The organism is Kluyvera sp. CHPC 1.251 (assembly GCF_036759945.1).
In the GTDB taxonomy this organism is placed as follows: domain Bacteria; phylum Pseudomonadota; class Gammaproteobacteria; order Enterobacterales; family Enterobacteriaceae; genus Kluyvera; species Kluyvera sichuanensis.
In genome coordinates this window covers 422,921-442,526 of sequence record NZ_JAPKIC010000003.1, presented here as the reverse complement: position 1 = coordinate 442,526, position 19,606 = coordinate 422,921, and the positions used below count along the sequence as shown (strand labels likewise).

Below are 19,606 nucleotides of genomic sequence, written 5' to 3'. Positions count from 1 at the left end.
TGCATCAACCCGCGCGGGTGCAGACACTGCACCCGCGGAGCCGTACATCCGGCAGGTCTCTTTTTTTTACTTACCAGCTTGCTCGCATGCGTTCGCGTACGAGGGCAGAGCTGCGGCGATTGTCAGCACCCAGACGGCTTTTCAGCGTCGGGTCCTGACGAGCGTCGTTGATGGCCTGTTGCAGGGTGTTTTTCACCAGCGCCAGGTCTTGTGCAGATGGAGCATCCGGGTTGCTGATATCCAGCAGGTTTTCCAGCAGACCCAGGGTGGCATAGTTACTGATGTCATACGCCATTGGCGGAATGGTTGCCGCCAGTTTTTCCAGCGCTTCAACGGTACGCAGGGTAATGCGCGCCGCAGACTCTTTGCCCATCGCGTGGATCAGTACGCCTTTGTCATTAAAAGCGATCAGACGGTTTGCCTGGTAGCCGTGCGCCAGAAACGCACCGGACATCGCTTTACCGACGATAAGGCCAATCACCGGGTGACCTGCCAGACGCGCATTGGCATACGCCGCTGCGGCACCGGCCAGTGCCTGGTGAATACCAAAACCTTCTTCACGACGACCATAGGCCTGGCTGGCGACGTCAATCACCGCCACAATCGGGCGCTTAACGACGCTGTTGGCATCGGCGGCGACGGTTTCGCTCACCACTTTTGCCAGCGTCCAGCCTTCCAGCAGACCCACTTCGCCTTTGGTGGCGCGCGGGTAGTGGTTGTGAGCATCAGGCACGACGGCGATAAAACGCACCGTTTCACCGTTCAGCTCGCCATCAGCGGCCTGCACGGACGGGCACAGCCCTGCAATACGTTTGGCACCTGGAACCAGCGTTTCCAGCCATAGTTCGCCACGGCTAATTACGTTACTCATCATTTCACCTCCCGGGCGAAGAGCGCTTTAATCTGTTCTGAATCGGCCTGTTTGCGGGTGTCGAAATGGCTCAGGCGATCGAGATACCAGTCGTAGTTATCGGTGCGATGTTTTGCCGGAACGCCTTTCGCCAGCGCCTCGCTCATGGCGGCTTTCACCGCGTTCACACCGTCGTTAACCAGCGCTTCTACCAGCCCGCTTTGGTAGCGAACTTCACCACCGGTCATGCTCCAGATAAACGGACGGTCGCGGGAGTCGTACTCTTCAATCCCGGCTTCCTGTTCGATAACCTGAGGGCCGTTCAGGCCAAGACGCGCTTCACGGGTCACAATCAGATAGCTACACAGTGCCGCCGCGATGGACATCCCGCCGAAGCAGCCTACGGTACCGGCCACAATGCCGACCACCGGGGTATAACGACGCAAATCAACAATCGCCGCGTGAATGTCGGCAATCGCCGCCAGACCGAGGTTCGCTTCCTGCAGACGAACGCCGCCGGTTTCCAGGCTCAGTACCGCCTGGGTAGGAATGCCGTTACGGTTATCTTCCGCCGCCAGCTCCAGCGCTGCCGCCATTTTGGCACCGGACACTTCGCCCATGCTGCCGCCCTGGAATGCGCCTTCAATCGCCACCACAACGGCCGGTTTGCCGTTGATGGTGCCTTTGGCTACCACCATGCCGTCGTCAGCCTGTGGAACAATGCCCTGCGCACCCAGCCATGGCGACATCACGCCTTCAAACGGGTCGAGCAGTTCACGGTAGCTGCCTTCGTCCAGCAGCGCATGCGCACGCTGGCGCGCTTTTAATTCGATAAAACTGCGATCATCACGCATAGCTCACCTCTTCAAAAACCTGTTCGATACGGATGCGCGCCACGCCCGGCGTCGCGCCGAAGTCGTGAATAGTCAGTTTGCCTGCCGGCAGGCTGCTGACCGTTTGCAGACGGTTGAACAGCGCTTCCCAGCGACGGGTGCTGTTATCGACAGAAGTGGTGATATCAATGGTTAACGTCTGGCTCTGGTCGGCGGTGAATAACACCTCCATATCCCCGGAGCCCACAACGCCTGCCAGCGCTTTGCCGCTTAAGGTGCGGCTGGCCGGTACGGTTAACGTAATGTGTTCCATAACATCCTCTTAATGCTTTAAATAAGGCGATTCGACGTAATTTCGACGCGATCGAGAAACAGCGTGGCGGCCAGCAGGTCGGCCGCGCCGCCCGGCGAGGCATTCAGCGCCAGCATCTGGCTATCGAGCTCCGCTAAAGCCGCCTGACCTGCTGGATGAGCGCTACCGCCCGCATTCAGCACCGCACGGGCGCCGTTCTGCATGGCATCAAGCCCCTCCAGCCCTGCGCGGGACAGCACGCAGGTATCGGTCAGCGAGGTCATGATCGCCATCAGCGCATCCAGCCTCGCGTGCGTCTCGCTACTACCGTGCAAACGGCTTAAACGCAGCTGCGGCAGCGCACGCTGCATCACATGCGGAAACGCCTGCTGAGCTTCTTCGCGAGCGCCCGGTACGCGATAACGATGCGTCGCGCGAAGCCCTTTGCTGAAGACCTTCGGCGCGGCGTCATCCGGCAGCTTCGCCAGTTCCGCAGCGGTGGCGGCTATCTGCTGTGCGCCACCGGTACCGCCGTGCATCGCCACGGCGCTCACCAGCAACCCCAGCGCCCAAATCGCGCCACGGTGGGTATTCACGCCGTTGGTCGCGGCCATCATCTGTTGCTCGCCTTCACGGCCGAGTCGCCCTATGGTTTGTCTGAGCGCAATATCCGCTGGACGCTGCCAGCTTTGTTGCGCCAGCGCCTGAAACGTGGAGGTCAGGCTGTGCGCAGAGCGCTCCATCAGCGCCAACGATAAATCGTGGTGCGCGCCGTTCCCCCGACTGTCCACCAGACCGGGCTTCGGGCTTAATCGTGCTTCGTCAATCAGACACTGCGTGGCGGTTCGCGCCAGCCATTCGGCACCGCCTTCAACCTGAATCTGGGGCAGAAGTTTCATTACCAGCTCCGGAATTTCGCAGGTGGGTTGTAAAGACCGCCGGACCATTCCACCAGGTCAGCAACGCTACCGGCCGCCAGCAGCGAACGGGTGGCATCGGTACGACGAATGCCCATATCTTCCGGATAAACCACCTTGCCGCTCTGACGCAGTTCGGCAACGCGCTTAGCGTCAACGCCCAGGCCGATATCGGTGATACCCGCAACCGCAGCGACCATTGCACGGCGCTCTTCAAGATCTTTGGCGCGATAGAGGTAGGCGATACCTTCTTCGGTCAGCACGTGGGTCACGTCGTCGCCGTAGATCATGACCGGAGCCAGCGGCATTCCAGAGGATTTAGCCACTTCCACAGCATCGAGTTTTTCGACGAAGGTTGGCTTCACGCCCGCCTGGAAGGTTTCGACCATCTGCACCACCAGTTTTTTACCGCGCTGCATTGGGTCTGGTTCAGTGATCATGTTCAGCCAGGCTGGCGTCGCATGACGACGACCGTGCGGGTCATGGCCCATGTTCGGCGCGCCGCCGAAGCCGGAGAGACGACCACGTGTCACGGTAGAGGAGTTGGCGTAGCCATCAACCTGCAGGGTGGAGCCGATGAACATATCCACCGCGTACTGACCTGCCAGCTGGCAGAAGGCGCGGTTAGAACGCATCGAGCCGTCGGAACCGGTAAAGAAGATGTCAGGACGGGCGCGGATGTACTCTTCCATCCCCAGCTCACCACCGAAGCAGTGCACGCTTTCTACCCAGCCGCTCTCAATCGCTGGAATCAACGTCGGATGTGGGTTCAGCGTCCAGTGTTTACAGATTTTGCCTTTCAGGCCGAGCTGTTCGCCGTAGGTTGGCAGCAGCAGTTCGATAGCGGCGGTGTTAAAGCCGATACCGTGGTTCAGCGACTGTACCTGGTGTTCCGCGTAGATGCCTTTAATCGCCATCATCGCCATCAGGATGTGTTCCTGTTTGATCAGGCGCGGGTCACGGGTAAACAGCGGTTCGATAAAGAACGGTTTGTCAGCCACGACCACGAAGTCAACCCAGGAGCCCGGGATGTCCACACGCGGCAGGTCGCATTCGTCGTCCACCAGCTCATTCACCTGTGCGATAACGATGCCGTCGTGGAACGCAGCGGCTTCAACTAACGCAGGGGTATCTTCGGTGCTCGCCCCGGTATAGAGGTTGCCTTTGCGGTCAGCTTTGAAGCCGGCAATCAGCGCCACGTTCGGCGACAGGTCAACGTACAGACGGGAATAGAGTTCGATGTAGGTATGGATGGCGCCAATTTCCAGCAGACCATCTTCCAGCAGCTGCGAAATGCGCAGGCTTTGGGTACCGGAGAAGGAGAAGTCCAGCTTGCGGGCGATCCCTTTTTCGAAGATATCCAGATGCTCGCTGCGGCCGACGCTCGGCATGATCATGTGCAGGTCGTGCACAATCTGCGGGTTAACCTCGGCCAGCATGCGGGACAAGAAGTCTGCCTGCTTTTGGTTATTCCCTTCTAATACCACGCGGTCACCCGGCGCGATCAGTTTTTCCAGCATTGCGGTCAGGTCTGCGGTCGGCAGAACCTTACCCTGCACCGGTACGGAAGCCAGACGTCGCTGTTTTTCGGTGCGACGTGTGTTCCAGACGCGTGCTGGTGTTTGCCCAGATAACATTATTAACCTCCTGATTCAGCTAATCATTTTGATTGCTTAACACTGAAAAGATTGTGCACTCTGGCGAGAAAGTCATCAATTAAGCGTAGGAAAGAATCATTAGCCTGAGAGTAATAATTGAAGTAACAATTTGTGATTAAGATCAGATCCGGACGGGATAAAAACGACTACAGATGCCTCATTTTCATAAACACGATGGCAAAGTGACGGTATAGTAGGCGCAGATTCCAGGTAAACATCGCCGAGTTATGACTGAAACAACCCACCACGATCTCAGTATCGACACCTCCAGCAGCGCGGAATTCGTCCCCATGCGCGGTATCAGCAACCGTCATCTTCAGACCATGCTGCCACGCCTGCTGCGTCGCAAACTGCAATTCACACCGCACTGGCAACGTCTTGAGCTGCCGGACGGCGACTTCGTCGATTTAGCGTGGAGTGAAGACCCGGCGGGTGCGCTGCATAAGCCGCGTCTGGTGGTGTTTCATGGTCTGGAGGGCAGCTTACACAGCCCGTACGCGCATGGCCTGATTAACGCGGCGAAAGCGCAAGGCTGGCTGGGCGTGGTCATGCATTTTCGCGGCTGTAGCGGAGAGCCGAACCGTCTGAACCGTATTTATCACTCAGGTGAAACGGAAGACGGCACCTGGTTCCTGAACTGGCTGCAGCGCGAATACGGTAAAGCGCCAACGGCGGCGGTTGGTTACTCGCTTGGCGGCAATATGCTGGCCTGCCTGCTGGCCAAAGAGGGTGATGACGTGCCAATAGACGCGGCGGTGATTGTCTCTGCGCCGTTTATGCTGGAAGCCTGCAGCTACCATATGGATAAAGGCTTTTCGCGGGTCTATCAGCGCTATCTGCTAAACCTGCTGAAAGGCAACGCCGCCCGTAAGCTCAAAGCCTATCCCGGCTCGTTGCCGGTGGACTTGCGTCAGCTGAAAAGCATGCGCCGTATCCGCGAGTTTGACGATTCGATCACCTCGAAGATCCACGGTTTCGCCGACGCGATCGATTACTACCGTCAATGCAGTGCGATGCCGATCTTAAGCAAAATCACCAAACCGACGCTGATCATCCACTCAAAAGACGATCCGTTTATGGATCACCACTCCATTCCTGCTCAGGAGGAGTTACCGGATAACGTCGTCTACCAGCTTACCGAGTACGGCGGCCACGTCGGGTTTATCGGCGGCACCCTGCGTCACCCGGAAATGTGGCTGGAAAAACGTATTCCCGCCTGGCTGATGCCGTGGCTAGGAGCAAAAGCATGATGATTCCCTGGCAGGATATCGACCCGGAGACGCTGGATAATCTGATTGAAAGCTTTGTCTTGCGCGAAGGCACTGATTATGGTGAATATGAACGTTCACTTGCGCAAAAGGTCGCCGACGTCAAACACCAGCTACAAACAGGCGAAGCGGTGCTGGTCTGGTCTGAGCTTCACGAGACCGTCAACATCATGCCCCGTAACCAATTTCGCGGTTAACTATACTCTAACGATAGGGAGCGTTTTACCCGCTTCCGTTGTCGTCTGTTCAGGGAGTTATTCGCATGTCTGCCAAACATCCGGTCATTGCCGTTACCGGCTCCAGTGGAGCGGGTACCACCACCACCAGCCTCGCGTTTCGTAAAATCTTTGCTCAGCTCAACCTGCGCGCGGCGGAAGTCGAAGGCGACAGCTTTCACCGCTATACCCGCCCTGAGATGGATATGGCTATTCGCAAGGCCCGCGACCTTGGCCGCCATATCAGCTACTTCGGCCCGGACGCCAACGACTTTAGCCTGCTGGAACAGACCTTTCGCGACTACGGCCTGAACGGGCAAGGAAAATCGCGCAAATACCTGCATACCTACGACGAAGCGGTGCCGTGGAACCAGGTGCCCGGTACATTTACGCCGTGGCAGCCGCTGCCGGAACCGACCGATGTGCTGTTCTATGAAGGGCTACACGGCGGCGTCGTCACCCCGCAGCACGACGTGGCTCGCCATGTCGATCTGTTGGTCGGCGTCGTACCGATTGTTAACCTGGAGTGGATCCAGAAGATGATCCGTGACACCAGCGAGCGCGGTCACTCTCGTGAGGCGGTGATGGATTCGGTGGTGCGGTCGATGGAAGACTACATCAACTTCATTACCCCACAGTTCTCCCGCACCCATATCAACTTCCAGCGCGTGCCGACGGTCGATACCTCTAACCCGTTTGCGGCAAAAAGTATTCCGTCGCTGGACGAGAGCTTCGTGGTGATTCACTTCCGTAATCTCGACCACATCGACTACCCGTGGCTATTGGCCATGTTGCAGGGTTCATTTATCTCACATATGAATACGCTGGTCGTCCCCGGTGGGAAGATGGGGCTGGCAATGGAATTAATCATGACGCCGCTGGTACAGCGGCTGATGGAAGGCAGGAACTAGGCGGTGCGCGAGCATCGACGCCGGGAATGGCCCGGCGTCACTGCGTTCGGCCGGGCTACGTCTGGCATGTAATCAGCCTTCGATCACTTCGTAAGAGTGGGTGATGTTCACCGCTTTTTCGAGCATCAGCGCAACCGAGCAGTATTTCTCAGCAGAGAGATCGACCGCGCGCGATACCGCCGCATCCTTCAACTCTTTACCGGTGACGATAAAGTGCAGGTTGATGTGCGTAAACAGACGCGGAGCTTCTTCACGACGCTCGGAGGTGAGCTTCACTTCGCAGTCGGTCACGTTATTGCGACCTTTTTGCAGGATGGAGACAACGTCAATCGCGCTGCAACCGCCGGCGGCCATCAGCACCACTTCCATCGGGCTTGGCGCTTTATCGCCAGAGTTACCGTCCATCAAAATTTGGTGGCCTGAAGCTGACTCACCGAGGAAGGTTAACCCCTCAACCCATTTCACACGCGCTTGCATAATATTTAACTCCCAGGTTGCAATTTTCTTCTCAGATTACGCGCACATAACAATTCTCGCAATGGAAGGCGATCGACGTCATGCTGAAGCGAGACACCAGGAGACACACGGCAAAAGCTATGCTAAAACAGTCAGGATGCTACGGTAATACATAAACGTACTGCATGTATGCAGAGGACATCACATTACAGGCTGCGACCCTATTCGACAGCCGACTTCCCAGGTAACGGGAAGGATACTATTGCAACCAGTGGCTGCAATGTTTTTGCCGCTGGGAAGAGCTTATAACAGAGGATAACCGCGCATGGTGCTTGGCAAACCGCAAACAGACCCTACTCTCGAATGGTTCTTGTCTCATTGCCATATTCATAAGTACCCATCGAAGAGCACGCTGATTCACCAGGGTGAAAAAGCAGAGACGCTGTATTACATCGTAAAAGGCTCCGTGGCTGTACTCATCAAGGACGAAGAAGGCAAAGAGATGATCCTCTCTTACCTCAACCAGGGCGATTTTATCGGCGAGCTGGGTCTGTTCGAAGAAGGCCAGGAACGCAGCGCATGGGTACGAGCAAAAACCGCTTGTGAAGTTGCTGAAATCTCTTATAAAAAATTCCGTCAGCTGATCCAGGTTAACCCGGACATTCTGATGCGTCTCTCTTCTCAGATGGCGCGTCGTCTGCAGGTCACTTCCGAAAAAGTCGGTAACCTGGCCTTCCTGGACGTTACCGGTCGTATCGCACAGACTCTGCTGAACCTGGCAAAACAGCCTGATGCTATGACCCACCCAGACGGTATGCAGATCAAAATCACCCGTCAGGAAATCGGTCAGATCGTTGGTTGCTCCCGCGAAACCGTGGGCCGTATTCTGAAAATGCTGGAAGATCAGAATCTGATCTCCGCACACGGCAAAACTATTGTCGTTTACGGTACCCGCTAATCCGGCCCAAAATGGCGTATTGTGAAAGCAATACGCCATTTTTGTTTTCCCCTTATGTGGCGCAGGCTGATTTACCACCCGGAAGTCAACTATGCACTGCGGCAAACGCTGGTGTTATGCCTGCCGGTTGCCATCGGGCTGCTTCTTGGCCACCTCCAGCAAGGTCTGCTGTTCTCCTTAGTACCCGCCTGCTGCAATATCGCTGGCCTCGACACCCCGCATAAACGCTTTTTTAAGCGCCTGATTATTGGCGGCTGCCTGTTTGCTGGCTGTAGCCTTGCCGTACAGCTGTTGCTGGAACACGACATTCCCCTACCGTTGATTCTCACTGGGCTGGCGCTGCTGCTGGGCGTCACGGCGGAAATCAGCGCGCTGCACGGGCGGCTGCTGCCTGCCTCGTTGATTGCTTCCATCTTTACCCTAAGCCTGGCGGGAAACATGCCTATATGGGAGCCGTTGCTGCTCTACGCGCTGGGCACGCTGTGGTACGGGCTGTTTAACTGGTGGTGGTTCTGGATGTGGCGCGAACAGCCGCTGCGGGAATCGCTGAGCCTGCTCTATCGCCAGCTTGCCGAATACTGCGAGGCTAAATATAGCCTGCTGACCCAGCACACCGATCCGAGCACCGCGCTGCCGCCGCTGCTCACTCGCCAGCAGAAAGTGGTGGATCTGATTTCCCAATGCTACCAGCAGCTGCACATGCTTGCGGCTAACCAGCATAACGATTACAAGCGCCTGCTGCGTGCTTTCCAGGTGGGGCTCGATTTACAGGAACATATCTCCGTCAGCCTGCACCAGCCGGAAGAGGTGCAAAAGCTGGTTGAACGCAGCCACGCCGAAGCGGTGATCCGCTGGAACGCCCAGACCGTCGCGGCACGCCTGAGGGTACTGGCAGACGATATTCTCTATCACCGCTACCCCACCCGCTTCAATATGGATAAGCAGATCGGCGCGCTGGAAAAAATTGCCGACCAGCATCCGGATAACCCAGTCGGTCAGTTCTGCGCCTGGCACTTCAGCCGTATCGCCCGCGTGCTACGCTCTCAGCGCCCGCTCTATCCGCGTGACCTGATGGCCGATAAACAGCGCCGCCTGCCGTTGTTCGCAGCGCTTAAAAATTACCTGTCGCTAAAATCTCCGGCCCTGCGCAACGCCGCCCGGCTCAGCGTGATGCTCAGCATCGCCAGCCTGATGGGCGCCGCGCTGCATTTACCGAAGCCTTACTGGATCCTGATGACGGTGCTGCTGGTCACGCAGAACGGCTACGGCGCGACCCGGGTACGTATTTTCCACCGTGCAGCGGGCACGCTGGCGGGGCTGGTGATTGCCGCCATTGTCCTGCACTTCCACACGTCAGAAGGGCTGGCGCTGGCAGGCATGCTTATTGTCACGCTGGGGAGCTACCTGATTATCCGTCGCCACTACGGCTGGGCCACCGTCGGCTTTACCATCACTGCCGTGTATACCCTGCAGATTCTGACGCTGAACGGCGAGCAGTTCATCGTCGCCCGCTTTATCGACACCATCATCGGCTGCCTGATTGCCTTTGGCGGGATGATCTGGCTGTGGCCACAGTGGCAAAGCGGCCAGCTGCGGCAAAATGCCCAGGCGGCGCTGGAGGCTGACCAGGAGGCCATTCGCCTCATCCTAAGCCCCGACCCACAGGCACCGAAGCTTGCCTACCAGCGGATGCGCGTCAACCAGGCACACAACACACTCTTCAACACGCTGAATCAGGCCATGCAGGAGCCGGGCTTTAATTCACGCTATCTGGAAGATATGAAGCTGTGGGTCACCCATAGCCAGTTTATCGTCGAGCATATCAACGCTATGACCACACTGGCGCGCGAGCACAACATGCTGACGCCGGATCTGGCGCAGCAGTATCTGGAATCCTGTGAGGTTGCCCTTCAGCGCTGTCAGCAGCGTCTGGAATACGATGAGGCGGGAAGTAGCGGTGAAGTGAATATTATGGAGTCGCCGGATGCGCTGTCCCACGGGCCGCTAAGCACCATGGAACAGCATCTTCAGCGTATTCTGGGGCATCTGAGCACCATGCACACCATCTCATCGGTGGCCTGGCGACAGCGCCCCCGTCAGGGAGGCTGGTTAAAACGACGGGCTAGCTAACGATTTTAGCGACCGCCTGAGCGAAGCGCTGCATCCCTTCGTCAATATCCACCTCTTCCACTACCAGCGATGGTGCAAAGCGCATCACATCCGGCCCTGCGTTCAGCACCATCACGCCGACATCCGCCGCCGCGTAGAGGAAATCACGCGCACGGCCTTTGTATTTCTCGTTCAGCGCTGCACCAATCAGCAGACCCATACCACGCACGTCGCTAAAGACATCGTACTTCGCGTTGATGTGCTGCAGATGCTGCACAAAGCGCTCGCGTTTGGCGTTCACGCCGTTAAGCACTTCCGGGGTATTGATAATATCGAATGCCGCACCCGCTACCGCACAGGCCAGCGGGTTACCGCCGTAGGTGGAGCCGTGTGAGCCGACGTGGAACGCGCTGGCAATGTCATTGGTGGTCAGCATCGCACTCACCGGGAAGCCGCCGCCTAGCGCTTTGGCGCTGGTGAGGATATCTGGCGTTACACCATAGTGCATATAGGCAAACAGCGAGCCGGTACGCCCCATGCCGCTTTGTACTTCATCAAACACCAGCAGCGCCTGATGCTTATCGCACAGTGCGCGCAGGCCCTGTAAGAACTCTGGGGTCGCCGCCAGCACGCCGCCTTCGCCCTGAATAGGCTCAACCACGATGGCGCAGGTATGGTCATCGATCACCGCTTCCACCGCATGCAGGTCGTTAAACGGCACGTGGACGATATCGGCAGGTTTCGGGCCAAAGCCATCGGAATACTTCGGTTGCCCGCCAACGGAAACGGTAAACAGCGAACGGCCGTGGAAGGCATTATGGAAAGCGATGATTTTTGTTTTGTACGGGCTATGACGGGTAGAGGCGTAGTAGCGTGCCAGCTTAAAGGCGGTTTCGTTCGCTTCCGTCCCGGAGTTCATAAACACCACGCGCTCGGCGAAGGTCGCGTCCACCAGCTTCTGGCCCAGACGCAGCGCTGGCTCGTTGGTGAAAACGTTACTGGTGTGCCACAGCGTTTCGCCCTGGGTTTTTAGCGCCTCAACCAGTGCCGGATGACAGTGGCCCAGCGCGGTTACCGCGATACCGCCCGCGAAATCAACGTACTCTTTGCCTTGCTGATCCCACACGCGGCTCCCTTTACCTTTCACCGGAATAAATTCAGCCGGTGCATAGATTGGCAAAATGACCTGATCGAAGGTCGCGCGGGTAATAGCAGGTTGTTTGGTTTCCATGTCATGCCCTTCTGCAAACGATGAAGCAATGATTGTGAGAATTTATCCACAAAATATGCATAAAAAATCACGTCATGGCAACTACTATCGCGTGAGGAAGTTTGCCAGTAGCGCGTGGCCCTGCTCGCTGAGAATGCTTTCCGGGTGGAACTGCACGCCTTCCAGATCCCATTCACGATGGCGGATACCCATAATTTCCCCCGTTTCACTGCGGGCCGTCACCTCAAAGCAGTCGGGCAGCGTCGCAGGATCGATCAGCAACGAGTGGTAGCGCGTCACGGTGAGCGGATTATTCAGGCCGCGGAACACGCCCTGCTGCTGATGGGTAATCGGGGAGGTTTTGCCGTGCATCACTTTTTCGGCACGAACAATTCGCGCACCGAATGCCTGAGCAATGGCCTGATGGCCTAAGCAGACGCCAAGCAGCGGCGTTTTACCGGCGTAGCGGCGAATAACATCGAGAGAGATACCGGCGTCATCCGGCGTGCAGGGACCGGGCGAGATAACAATTTTGTCCGGAGCAAGCGTATCGATGTCATCGAGGGTGATGTCATCATTACGTTTGACCGTCACGCTGGCCCCTAACTCACAGAAGTACTGGTAGAGGTTCCAGGTAAAGGAATCGTAGTTATCAATCAGCAGAATCATGGCGGCTCCGGTCTTTCAATCAGCCGCCATTCTACCGGGTGCTTACCACTTTAGCGACTGGGCGGCAGCCTCATGCCAGATGCCGCCCCGTGCAATTACGGCAGGACTTTCGCAGAGAGGATAACAATCGGCTTGGACGGCACATTCTGGTACGGCCCTACGTTGTGGGTCGGCACCTGGGCAATTTTGTCTGCCACATCCATCCCTTTCACGACCTTACCAAATACCGCATAGCCAAAGTCACGCTGGCCATGATCCAGGAAGGCGTTATCCGCTACGTTGATAAAGAACTGGCTGGTTGCGCTGTCTTTGTCTGCGGTACGCGCCATCGCGATGGTGCCGCGGGTGTTACGCAGGCCGTTATCGGCTTCGTTTTTAATCGGAGGATTCGGCTGCTTCTGCTGCATCTGTTCGTTAAAACCGCCGCCCTGAACCATAAAGCCCGGGATCACGCGGTGGAACGTGGTGTTGTTATAAAAGCCGCTATTAACGTATTTCAGGAAGTTTTCAACGGAGACCGGCGCCTTCTGACTATCGAGCTGCAGCTCGATGTTGCCAGCAGAAGTGGTCAGCAGCACGTGCGGATCGTTTTTCGCCGCTAACGCCGCAGGCGCAACCGCAGAGAGTGCAAACACAGCCGCCATGGCCGCCAGAGTGGATTTGAGCATGAGAATTCCTTTAACGGTGCAGTAGAGAAAGCAAGTGGCTTGATTCTAAAGAGGGATAGCCCCTCAGGCCAGTGCTTTACTAAAGTTTACGTGTCTGAAACGGTTAATAATAATCAGGCTAATAAAACACGCAATTCATTATGTGATCACGATCACATTGAAAAATGTAATAAAGAAAGTTTTGCGTAATAAAACTATGAATGCATCACGTCAATGACTAAAATCTGCTCGCTCAGCGCAGAGTCAACGCGCTTTACACAACTATTCACAGGCCAGTCATGACTAACAGCAACCGTACCAAGCTCACATGGATCAGCTTTTTCTCCTACGCCCTTACCGGCGCGTTGGTAATTGTCACCGGGATGGTGATGGGAAATATCGCCGATTACTTTAATCTGCCCGTTTCCAGCATGAGTAACACCTTTACCTTCCTGAACGCAGGGATCCTGATCTCTATCTTCCTCAATGCCTGGCTGATGGAAATTGTGCCGCTGAAAACCCAGCTGCGCTTCGGCTTTATTTTGATGGTGCTGGCGGTTATCGGGCTGATGACCAGCCATAGCCTGGCGCTGTTCTCTGCGGCAATGTTCGTGCTTGGCCTGGTCAGCGGGATCACCATGTCGATTGGTACCTTCCTGATCACCCATATGTATGAAGGCCGTCAGCGCGGTGCACGTCTGCTGTTTACCGACTCCTTCTTCAGCATGGCCGGGATGATCTTCCCGATGCTCGCCGCCTGGCTGCTGGCGCGCACCATCGAGTGGTACTGGGTTTACGCCTGCATCGGCCTCATCTATGTTGCCATCTTCGTGCTGACCCTGGGCTGTGAATTCCCGGTTCTGGGTAAAAAAGCGCAAACCAGCGACCAGCCGGTAGTGAAAGAGAAATGGGGCATCGGCGTGCTGTTCCTGTCCATCGCTGCACTGTGCTACATCCTTGGCCAGCTGGGCTTCATCTCCTGGGTACCGGAATACGCCAAAGGTCTGGGCATGAGCCTGAACGACGCGGGCCAGTTGGTCAGTGATTTCTGGATGTCCTATATGTTCGGGATGTGGGCCTTCAGCTTCATTCTGCGCTTCTTCGACCTGCAGCGTATCCTGACCGTTCTGGCCGGTATCGCCACCGTGATGATGTACCTGTTCAACCACGGCGAGCCGCAGCACCTGGTCTGGTTCATTCTGACTCTCGGCTTCTTCTCCAGCGCTATCTATACCTCTATCATTACGCTGGGTTCGCTGCAGACCAAAATCGCCTCACCAAAACTGGTTAACTTTGTCCTGACCTGCGGCACCATCGGTACCATGCTGACCTTCGTTGTCACCGGCCCTATCGTTGCCCATAGCGGCCCGCTGGCGGCGCTGACGACGGCAAACGGTCTGTACGCCGTGGTGTTCGTGATGTGTCTTGTTCTGGGCTTTGTGAGCCGCCACCGCCAGCACGCGGCGAGCGCTTCTCACTAATCCCGGTCAGCCCGACAAGAAATTCCGTTCACTTTACGTTCTGTTGAACATGACGTGAAGTGAACGAACCCCTCTCAACACTCATAAACATTACGTCTCCTCACGTTCCCCTCTCCCCGCCGATTTTTCACTCTTTTCGCTCAAAAAACGAACAATGAATAAAGTTGAGTATTTTCCGCAACTTACAAAACCACTTAAAAATCATAACGCTACTCATTAAGGGGTAGGTAAAGGCTAAATTGATTTGTATCAATAATCCCAATAGCTGAATCGTTAAGGTAGGCAGTATTAGAATAGAAATCGAGGCAAAAATGAGCAAAGTCAGACTCGCAATTATCGGTAACGGCATGGTCGGCCACCGCTTTATCGAGGATCTTCTCGATAAGTCCGACGCAAGCCAGTTCGATATCACCGTCTTCTGTGAAGAGCCGCGCATCGCCTACGACCGCGTACACCTCTCCTCCTACTTCTCACACCACACGGCAGAAGAGCTGTCGCTGGTGCGCGAAGGCTTCTATGAGAAGCACGGCGTGAAGGTACTGGTCGGCGAACGCGCTATCACCATCAACCGCAAAGAGAAGGTGATTCACTCCAGCGCAGGCCGTACCGTCTTTTATGACAAGCTGATTATGGCGACCGGCTCCTATCCGTGGATCCCGCCAATCAAAGGGTCTGAAACTCAGGACTGCTTCGTCTACCGTACGATTGAAGATCTGAACGCCATTGAAGCCTGTGCCCGCCGTAGCAAACGCGGTGCGGTGGTCGGCGGCGGCCTGCTCGGCCTCGAAGCAGCCGGCGCACTGAAAAACCTCGGCGTGGAAACCCACGTGATTGAGTTCGCCCCAATGCTGATGGCTGAACAGCTCGATCAGATGGGCGGCGAACAGCTCAAGCGTAAAATCGAAAGCATGGGTGTGAAAGTTCACACCAGCAAAAACACCAAAGAGATTGTCCAGGAAGGCGAAAACGGCCGTAAGACCATGCGCTTTGCCGACGGCAGCCAGCTGGAAATCGACTTCATCGTCTTCTCTACCGGTATTCGTCCACGCGACAAACTGGCCACCCAGTGCGGCCTGGAAGTCGGCCAGCGCGGCGGTATCCTGATTAACGACAGCTGCCAGACCTCTGACCCGGATATCTACGCTATCGGCGAATGCGCCAGCTGGAAAAACCGCGTCTACGGCCTGGTCGCACCGGGTTACAAAATGGCGCAGGTCGCCGTTGACCATATCCTCGGTACGCCAAACGCCTTCCAGGGCGCGGACATGAGCGCCAAGCTGAAGCTGCTGGGCGTAGACGTTGGCGGTATCGGCGATGCCCACGGCCGTACGCCAGGCGCACGCAGCTACGTCTACCTCGACGAAAGCAAAGAAGTCTACAAACGCCTGATCGTAAGCGAAGACAACAAAACCCTGCTCGGGGCAGTACTGGTCGGTGACACCAGCGATTACGGCAACCTGCTGCAGCTGGCGCTGAACGCTATCGAACTGCCAGAAAACCCAGATTCACTGATCCTGCCAGCGCACGCCAGCAGCGGTAAACCGTCTATCGGCGTCGATAAACTGCCGGACAGCGCGCAGATTTGTTCCTGCTTTGACGTCTCTAAAGGCGACCTGATCGCCGCCATCAACAAAGGCTGCCACACCGTTGCAGCCCTGAAAGCTGAAACCAAAGCCGGCACCGGCTGCGGCGGCTGTATTCCGCTGGTGACTCAGGTGCTGAACGCCGAGCTGGCGAAACAGGGCATCGAAGTGAACCACAGCCTGTGCGAACACTTCGCCTTTACCCGTCAGGAGCTGTATCACCTGATCCGCGTTGAAGGTATCAAAACCTTCGACGAGCTGCTGGCAAAATACGGCAAAGGTTACGGCTGCGAAGTCTGTAAACCAACCGTCGGTTCTCTGCTGGCCTCCTGCTGGAACGAATACATCCTGAAGCCGCAACATACGCCGCTGCAGGACACTAACGACAACTTCCTGGCGAACATCCAGAAAGACGGTACCTACTCCGTTATCCCACGTTCTGCGGGCGGTGAAATCACCCCGGAAGGTCTGGTTGCCGTAGGCCGTATCGCGCGTGAATTCAACCTGTACACCAAAATCACCGGTTCCCAGCGTATCGGCCTGTTCGGTGCGCAGAAAGATGACCTGCCGGAAATCTGGCGTCAGCTGATTGAAGCAGGCTTCGAAACCGGTCATGCGTATGCCAAAGCATTGCGTATGGCGAAAACCTGCGTAGGCAGCACCTGGTGCCGTTATGGCGTCGGCGACAGCGTAGGCTTCGGCGTCGAGCTGGAAAACCGCTACAAGGGCATTCGTACGCCGCACAAGATGAAGTTTGGTGTCTCTGGCTGTACCCGTGAGTGTGCGGAAGCTCAGGGCAAGGACGTAGGTATTATCGCTACCGAGAAAGGCTGGAACCTCTACGTTTGTGGTAACGGCGGGATGAAGCCGCGCCATGCAGACCTGCTGGCCGCTGACCTCGACCGCGATACGCTGGTGAAATACCTCGACCGCTTCATGATGTTCTACATCCGTACCGCCGATAAGCTGACCCGTACCGCGCCGTGGCTGGATAACCTGGAAGGCGGTATCGACTACCTGCGTTCCGTGATCATCGACGACAAGCTGGGGCTGAATCAGCACCTGGAAGAAGAGATCGCCCGTCTGCGCGAAGCGTTTGCCTGTGAATGGACCGAGACCGTAAACGACCCGGCTGCTCAGGTACGCTTCAAACACTTTATCAACAGCGAACAGCGTGACCCGAACGTTCAGGTCGTGGCCGAGCGTGCTCAGCACCGTCCTGCGACGCCGTATGAACGCATTCCGGTAACTCTGGTGGAGGAAAACGCATGAGCCAGTGGGTAAATATCTGCAAGATTGACGCTATTCTGCCAGCAACAGGCGTCTGTGCACTGCTGGGGAACCAGCAGGTTGCCGTGTTCCGTCCGTATGCCGACAACCAGGTCTTTGCCATCAGCAACATCGACCCGTTCTTTGAGTCGAGCGTGCTGTCGCGCGGCCTGATCGCTGAACATCAGGGCGAACTGTGGGTGGCAAGTCCGCTGAAAAAACAGCGCTTCCGCCTGCGTGACGGCCTGTGCATGGAGGATGAAAGCCACTCCATCCCACACTATGAAGTTCGCGTTAAAGACGGCCAGGTGCAGCTGAAAGCCTGATCGTTTTTGGCATAAGTAATATTAAAAACTTATGACCTCAAAGGGGTAACAGCGGGAAAAATCGTATATTCCATACGATGACTGCTGTTATCCTTACCCGCATTATTCATCCCCCGCATTTATCTATTCCGTGAGGTTGCCCCTTGGATCACTTACCCATCTTTTGCCAACTGCGCGAGCGCGACTGTTTGCTGGTCGGCGGCGGTGATGTTGCCGAGCGCAAAGCGCGTCTGCTGCTGGACGCTGGCGCTCGCCTGACGGTAAACGCACGGAATTACGTTCCGCAGTTCCACGTCTGGGCAGAGGCGGGCATGTTGACGCTGGTGCAGGGTGACTTCCAACCTGCGCTGCTCGACCCATGCTGGCTGGCGATCGCCGCAACCGATGATGACGTAGTGAACCAGCAGGTCAGCGACGCCGCGGAAACACGACGTATCTTCTGCAACGTGGTCGATGCGCCGAAAGCGGCGAGCTTTATCATGCCGTCGATTATTGACCGCTCACCGCTGATGGTCGCCGTCTCATCCGGCGGTACCTCACCGGTGCTGGCACGTCTGCTCCGCGAGAAGCTGGAAGCGCTGCTGCCGCAGCATCTGGGACAGATTGCCGCCTATGCAGGGCAACTGCGCACGCGGGTGAAGAAGCAGTTCGCGACGATGGGCGAACGCCGTCGTTTCTGGGAAAAGCTGTTTGAAAATGACCGTCTGGCGCAATCGCTGGCCAATCAGGATCAGCAAGCCATTGATGACACCACCGAACAACTGCTGAACACACCGCTGGATCACCGCGGTGAAGTGGTGCTGGTGGGTGCCGGTCCGGGCGATGCCGGGCTGCTGACGCTAAAAGGCCTGCAGCAGATCCAACAGGCAGACGTGGTGGTTTACGATCGCCTGGTCTCCGACGATATTATGAATCTGGTTCGTCGTGACGCGGACCGTGTGTTCGTCGGTAAGCGCGCAGGCTACCACTGCGTACCGCAGGAAGAGATTAACCAGATCCTGCTGCGTGAAGCCCAGCAAGGCAAACGCGTGGTGCGTCTGAAAGGCGGCGACCCGTTTATCTTTGGCCGCGGCGGTGAAGAGCTGGAAACCCTGTGCCATGCCGGCATTCCCTTCTCCGTAGTTCCCGGCATTACCGCCGCCTCTGGCTGTTCCGCCTACTCCGGCATTCCGCTGACCCACCGCGATTACGCCCAGAGCGTGCGCCTGGTTACCGGGCACCTGAAAACCGGCGGCGAACTGGACTGGGAAAACCTCGCAGCAGAGAAACAGACGCTGGTGTTTTACATGGGGCTGAATCAGGCCGCTACCATCCAGCAAAAGCTGATTGAACACGGTATGCAGGCAGACATGCCGGTGGCTATCGTCGAGAACGGTACCGCGATTAACCAGCGCGTAGTGGACGGACAGCTGTCCCAGCTTGGCGAACTGGCTGAACAAATGGCAAGCCCGGCGCTGATTATCGTCGGCCGTGTGGTTGGGTTACGAAATAAGCTGAACTGGTTCTCCCATCATTAATCCAATTTCAGACTTTTTATACGCGCTATAAAATATTTATAGCGCGCTTCTCGTTGTTTTATTTCATTTATTTCCAATCATTAGATTATTTTAATTTACCTTTAATTAGTAAAGCCACTAACTAAGTTGACTCAATATTTAACTTTAAGTTTATATATTAAGAGCTTAATTCAATCGTGTTTTTTAACGCATATGGAATTATGCATAAATAAAATTATTTAATTAAAAAGGATTATAAATGAAAAACATGTTAAAAGCCGCGGCAGTCCTGCTGGCACTGTCTACCCTGACGGCGTGCACCGGTTCAATCCAGAACAAAAAAGATAATTGCTCATACGATTATTTGCTACACCCGGCCATTTCTATCTCTAAAATTATTGGCGGCTGTGGCGACGCGGCACAGGCGGAATAAAAACATTTATTCCAAAAATAAAAAA

The 19,606-nt window shown here is 56.1% G+C and carries 19 protein-coding genes; 10 read left to right on the top strand and 9 right to left on the bottom strand.

The genetic code is table 11. From position 1 onward, the window contains the following. Positions 1-70 precede the first annotated feature (70 nt). The 5 genes from mdcE to mdcA are packed head-to-tail and all read right to left on the bottom strand — an operon-like array spanning position 71 to position 4,529. Positions 71-871, bottom strand: a complete 801-nt coding sequence (gene mdcE / locus V6940_RS08820; RefSeq protein WP_333495624.1) for a biotin-independent malonate decarboxylase subunit gamma — start codon at positions 869-871, stop codon at positions 71-73. Continuing rightward, on the bottom strand, positions 871-1,704 hold the full coding sequence (locus V6940_RS08815) for a biotin-independent malonate decarboxylase subunit beta (RefSeq protein WP_333495596.1): 834 nt from the start codon (positions 1,702-1,704) through the stop codon (positions 871-873). The genes mdcE and V6940_RS08815 overlap by 1 nt, the downstream gene beginning before the upstream one ends. After that, complete coding sequence (gene mdcC, locus V6940_RS08810) at positions 1,697-1,996, bottom strand: malonate decarboxylase acyl carrier protein (protein ID WP_103769608.1); 300 nt, start codon at positions 1,994-1,996, stop codon at positions 1,697-1,699. The genes V6940_RS08815 and mdcC overlap by 8 nt, the downstream gene beginning before the upstream one ends. Before the next feature lie 17 nt (positions 1,997-2,013). After that, positions 2,014-2,874 carry a triphosphoribosyl-dephospho-CoA synthase gene (locus V6940_RS08805; protein WP_333495595.1) on the bottom strand — a complete coding sequence of 287 codons (861 nt, stop codon included), beginning with the start codon at positions 2,872-2,874 and terminating at the stop codon, positions 2,014-2,016. Continuing rightward, on the bottom strand, positions 2,874-4,529 hold the full coding sequence (gene mdcA, locus V6940_RS08800; RefSeq protein WP_185668966.1) for a malonate decarboxylase subunit alpha: 1,656 nt from the start codon (positions 4,527-4,529) through the stop codon (positions 2,874-2,876). The genes V6940_RS08805 and mdcA overlap by 1 nt, the downstream gene beginning before the upstream one ends. Before the next feature lie 248 nt (positions 4,530-4,777). Here mdcA and V6940_RS08795 point away from each other — a divergent pair, with 248 nt between their 5' ends. The 3 genes from V6940_RS08795 to V6940_RS08785 all read left to right on the top strand — a co-directional run bounded on the left by V6940_RS08795 (position 4,778) and on the right by V6940_RS08785 (position 6,944). Then, positions 4,778-5,800, top strand: a complete 1,023-nt coding sequence (locus V6940_RS08795) for a hydrolase (protein WP_333495594.1) — start codon at positions 4,778-4,780, stop codon at positions 5,798-5,800. Continuing rightward, a complete protein-coding gene (locus tag V6940_RS08790; RefSeq protein ID WP_185668968.1) occupies positions 5,797-6,015 on the top strand; it encodes a YheU family protein in 219 nt (72 codons plus the stop codon). The genes V6940_RS08795 and V6940_RS08790 overlap by 4 nt, the downstream gene beginning before the upstream one ends. A gap of 65 nt (positions 6,016-6,080) precedes the next feature. Continuing rightward, positions 6,081-6,944, top strand: coding sequence for a phosphoribulokinase (locus V6940_RS08785; RefSeq protein ID WP_333495593.1), 864 nt, complete (start codon positions 6,081-6,083; stop codon positions 6,942-6,944). A gap of 72 nt (positions 6,945-7,016) precedes the next feature. Here the strand turns inward: V6940_RS08785 and V6940_RS08780 are convergent, their stop codons facing one another. Next, positions 7,017-7,421, bottom strand: a complete 405-nt coding sequence (locus tag V6940_RS08780) for an OsmC family protein (RefSeq protein ID WP_333495592.1) — start codon at positions 7,419-7,421, stop codon at positions 7,017-7,019. Positions 7,422-7,725: 304 nt separating this feature from the next. Between V6940_RS08780 and crp the strand changes: the two genes are divergently transcribed. Next, a complete protein-coding gene (gene crp, locus V6940_RS08775; RefSeq protein WP_000242758.1) occupies positions 7,726-8,358 on the top strand; it encodes a cAMP-activated global transcriptional regulator CRP in 633 nt (210 codons plus the stop codon). Positions 8,359-8,412: 54 nt separating this feature from the next. Next, on the top strand, positions 8,413-10,488 hold the full coding sequence (locus tag V6940_RS08770; protein ID WP_333495591.1) for a YccS/YhfK family putative transporter: 2,076 nt from the start codon (positions 8,413-8,415) through the stop codon (positions 10,486-10,488). On the opposite strand, the gene argD is transcribed toward V6940_RS08770, so the two are convergent. The 3 genes from argD to ppiA form a co-directional block, all read right to left on the bottom strand. Then, a complete protein-coding gene (argD, locus tag V6940_RS08765) occupies positions 10,481-11,698 on the bottom strand; it encodes a bifunctional acetylornithine/succinyldiaminopimelate transaminase (protein WP_123650851.1) in 1,218 nt (405 codons plus the stop codon). The genes V6940_RS08770 and argD overlap by 8 nt on opposite strands. Positions 11,699-11,782: 84 nt before the next feature. Next, complete coding sequence (gene pabA / locus V6940_RS08760) at positions 11,783-12,346, bottom strand: aminodeoxychorismate synthase component 2 (protein ID WP_185668971.1); 564 nt, start codon at positions 12,344-12,346, stop codon at positions 11,783-11,785. Positions 12,347-12,441: 95 nt separating this feature from the next. Next, on the bottom strand, positions 12,442-13,014 hold the full coding sequence (gene ppiA, locus V6940_RS08755; protein ID WP_185668972.1) for a peptidylprolyl isomerase A: 573 nt from the start codon (positions 13,012-13,014) through the stop codon (positions 12,442-12,444). Between the two features lie 278 nt (positions 13,015-13,292). Between ppiA and tsgA the strand changes: the two genes are divergently transcribed. The 5 genes from tsgA (at position 13,293) to V6940_RS08730 (ending at position 19,581) form a co-directional block, all read left to right on the top strand. Then, positions 13,293-14,474: an MFS transporter TsgA gene (gene tsgA, locus V6940_RS08750; RefSeq protein WP_185668973.1), complete on the top strand. Its 1,182-nt coding sequence runs from the start codon at positions 13,293-13,295 to the stop codon at positions 14,472-14,474. 311 nt (positions 14,475-14,785) lie between these two features. After that, positions 14,786-17,329: a nitrite reductase large subunit NirB gene (nirB, locus tag V6940_RS08745; protein ID WP_333495590.1), complete on the top strand. Its 2,544-nt coding sequence runs from the start codon at positions 14,786-14,788 to the stop codon at positions 17,327-17,329. After that, entirely contained in the window at positions 17,326-17,652 is a 327-nt protein-coding gene (gene nirD / locus V6940_RS08740; protein ID WP_035894394.1) for a nitrite reductase small subunit NirD, read from the top strand. The genes nirB and nirD overlap by 4 nt, the downstream gene beginning before the upstream one ends. A 143-nt stretch (positions 17,653-17,795) precedes the next feature. Further along, positions 17,796-19,169: a siroheme synthase CysG gene (gene cysG, locus V6940_RS08735; RefSeq protein ID WP_333495589.1), complete on the top strand. Its 1,374-nt coding sequence runs from the start codon at positions 17,796-17,798 to the stop codon at positions 19,167-19,169. Positions 19,170-19,407: 238 nt separating this feature from the next. Continuing rightward, the gene (locus V6940_RS08730) at positions 19,408-19,581 is read left to right on the top strand and encodes a DUF4223 family protein (RefSeq protein WP_333495588.1); all 174 of its coding nucleotides are present in this window, start codon (positions 19,408-19,410) and stop codon (positions 19,579-19,581) included. Positions 19,582-19,606: the final 25 nt, after the last annotated feature.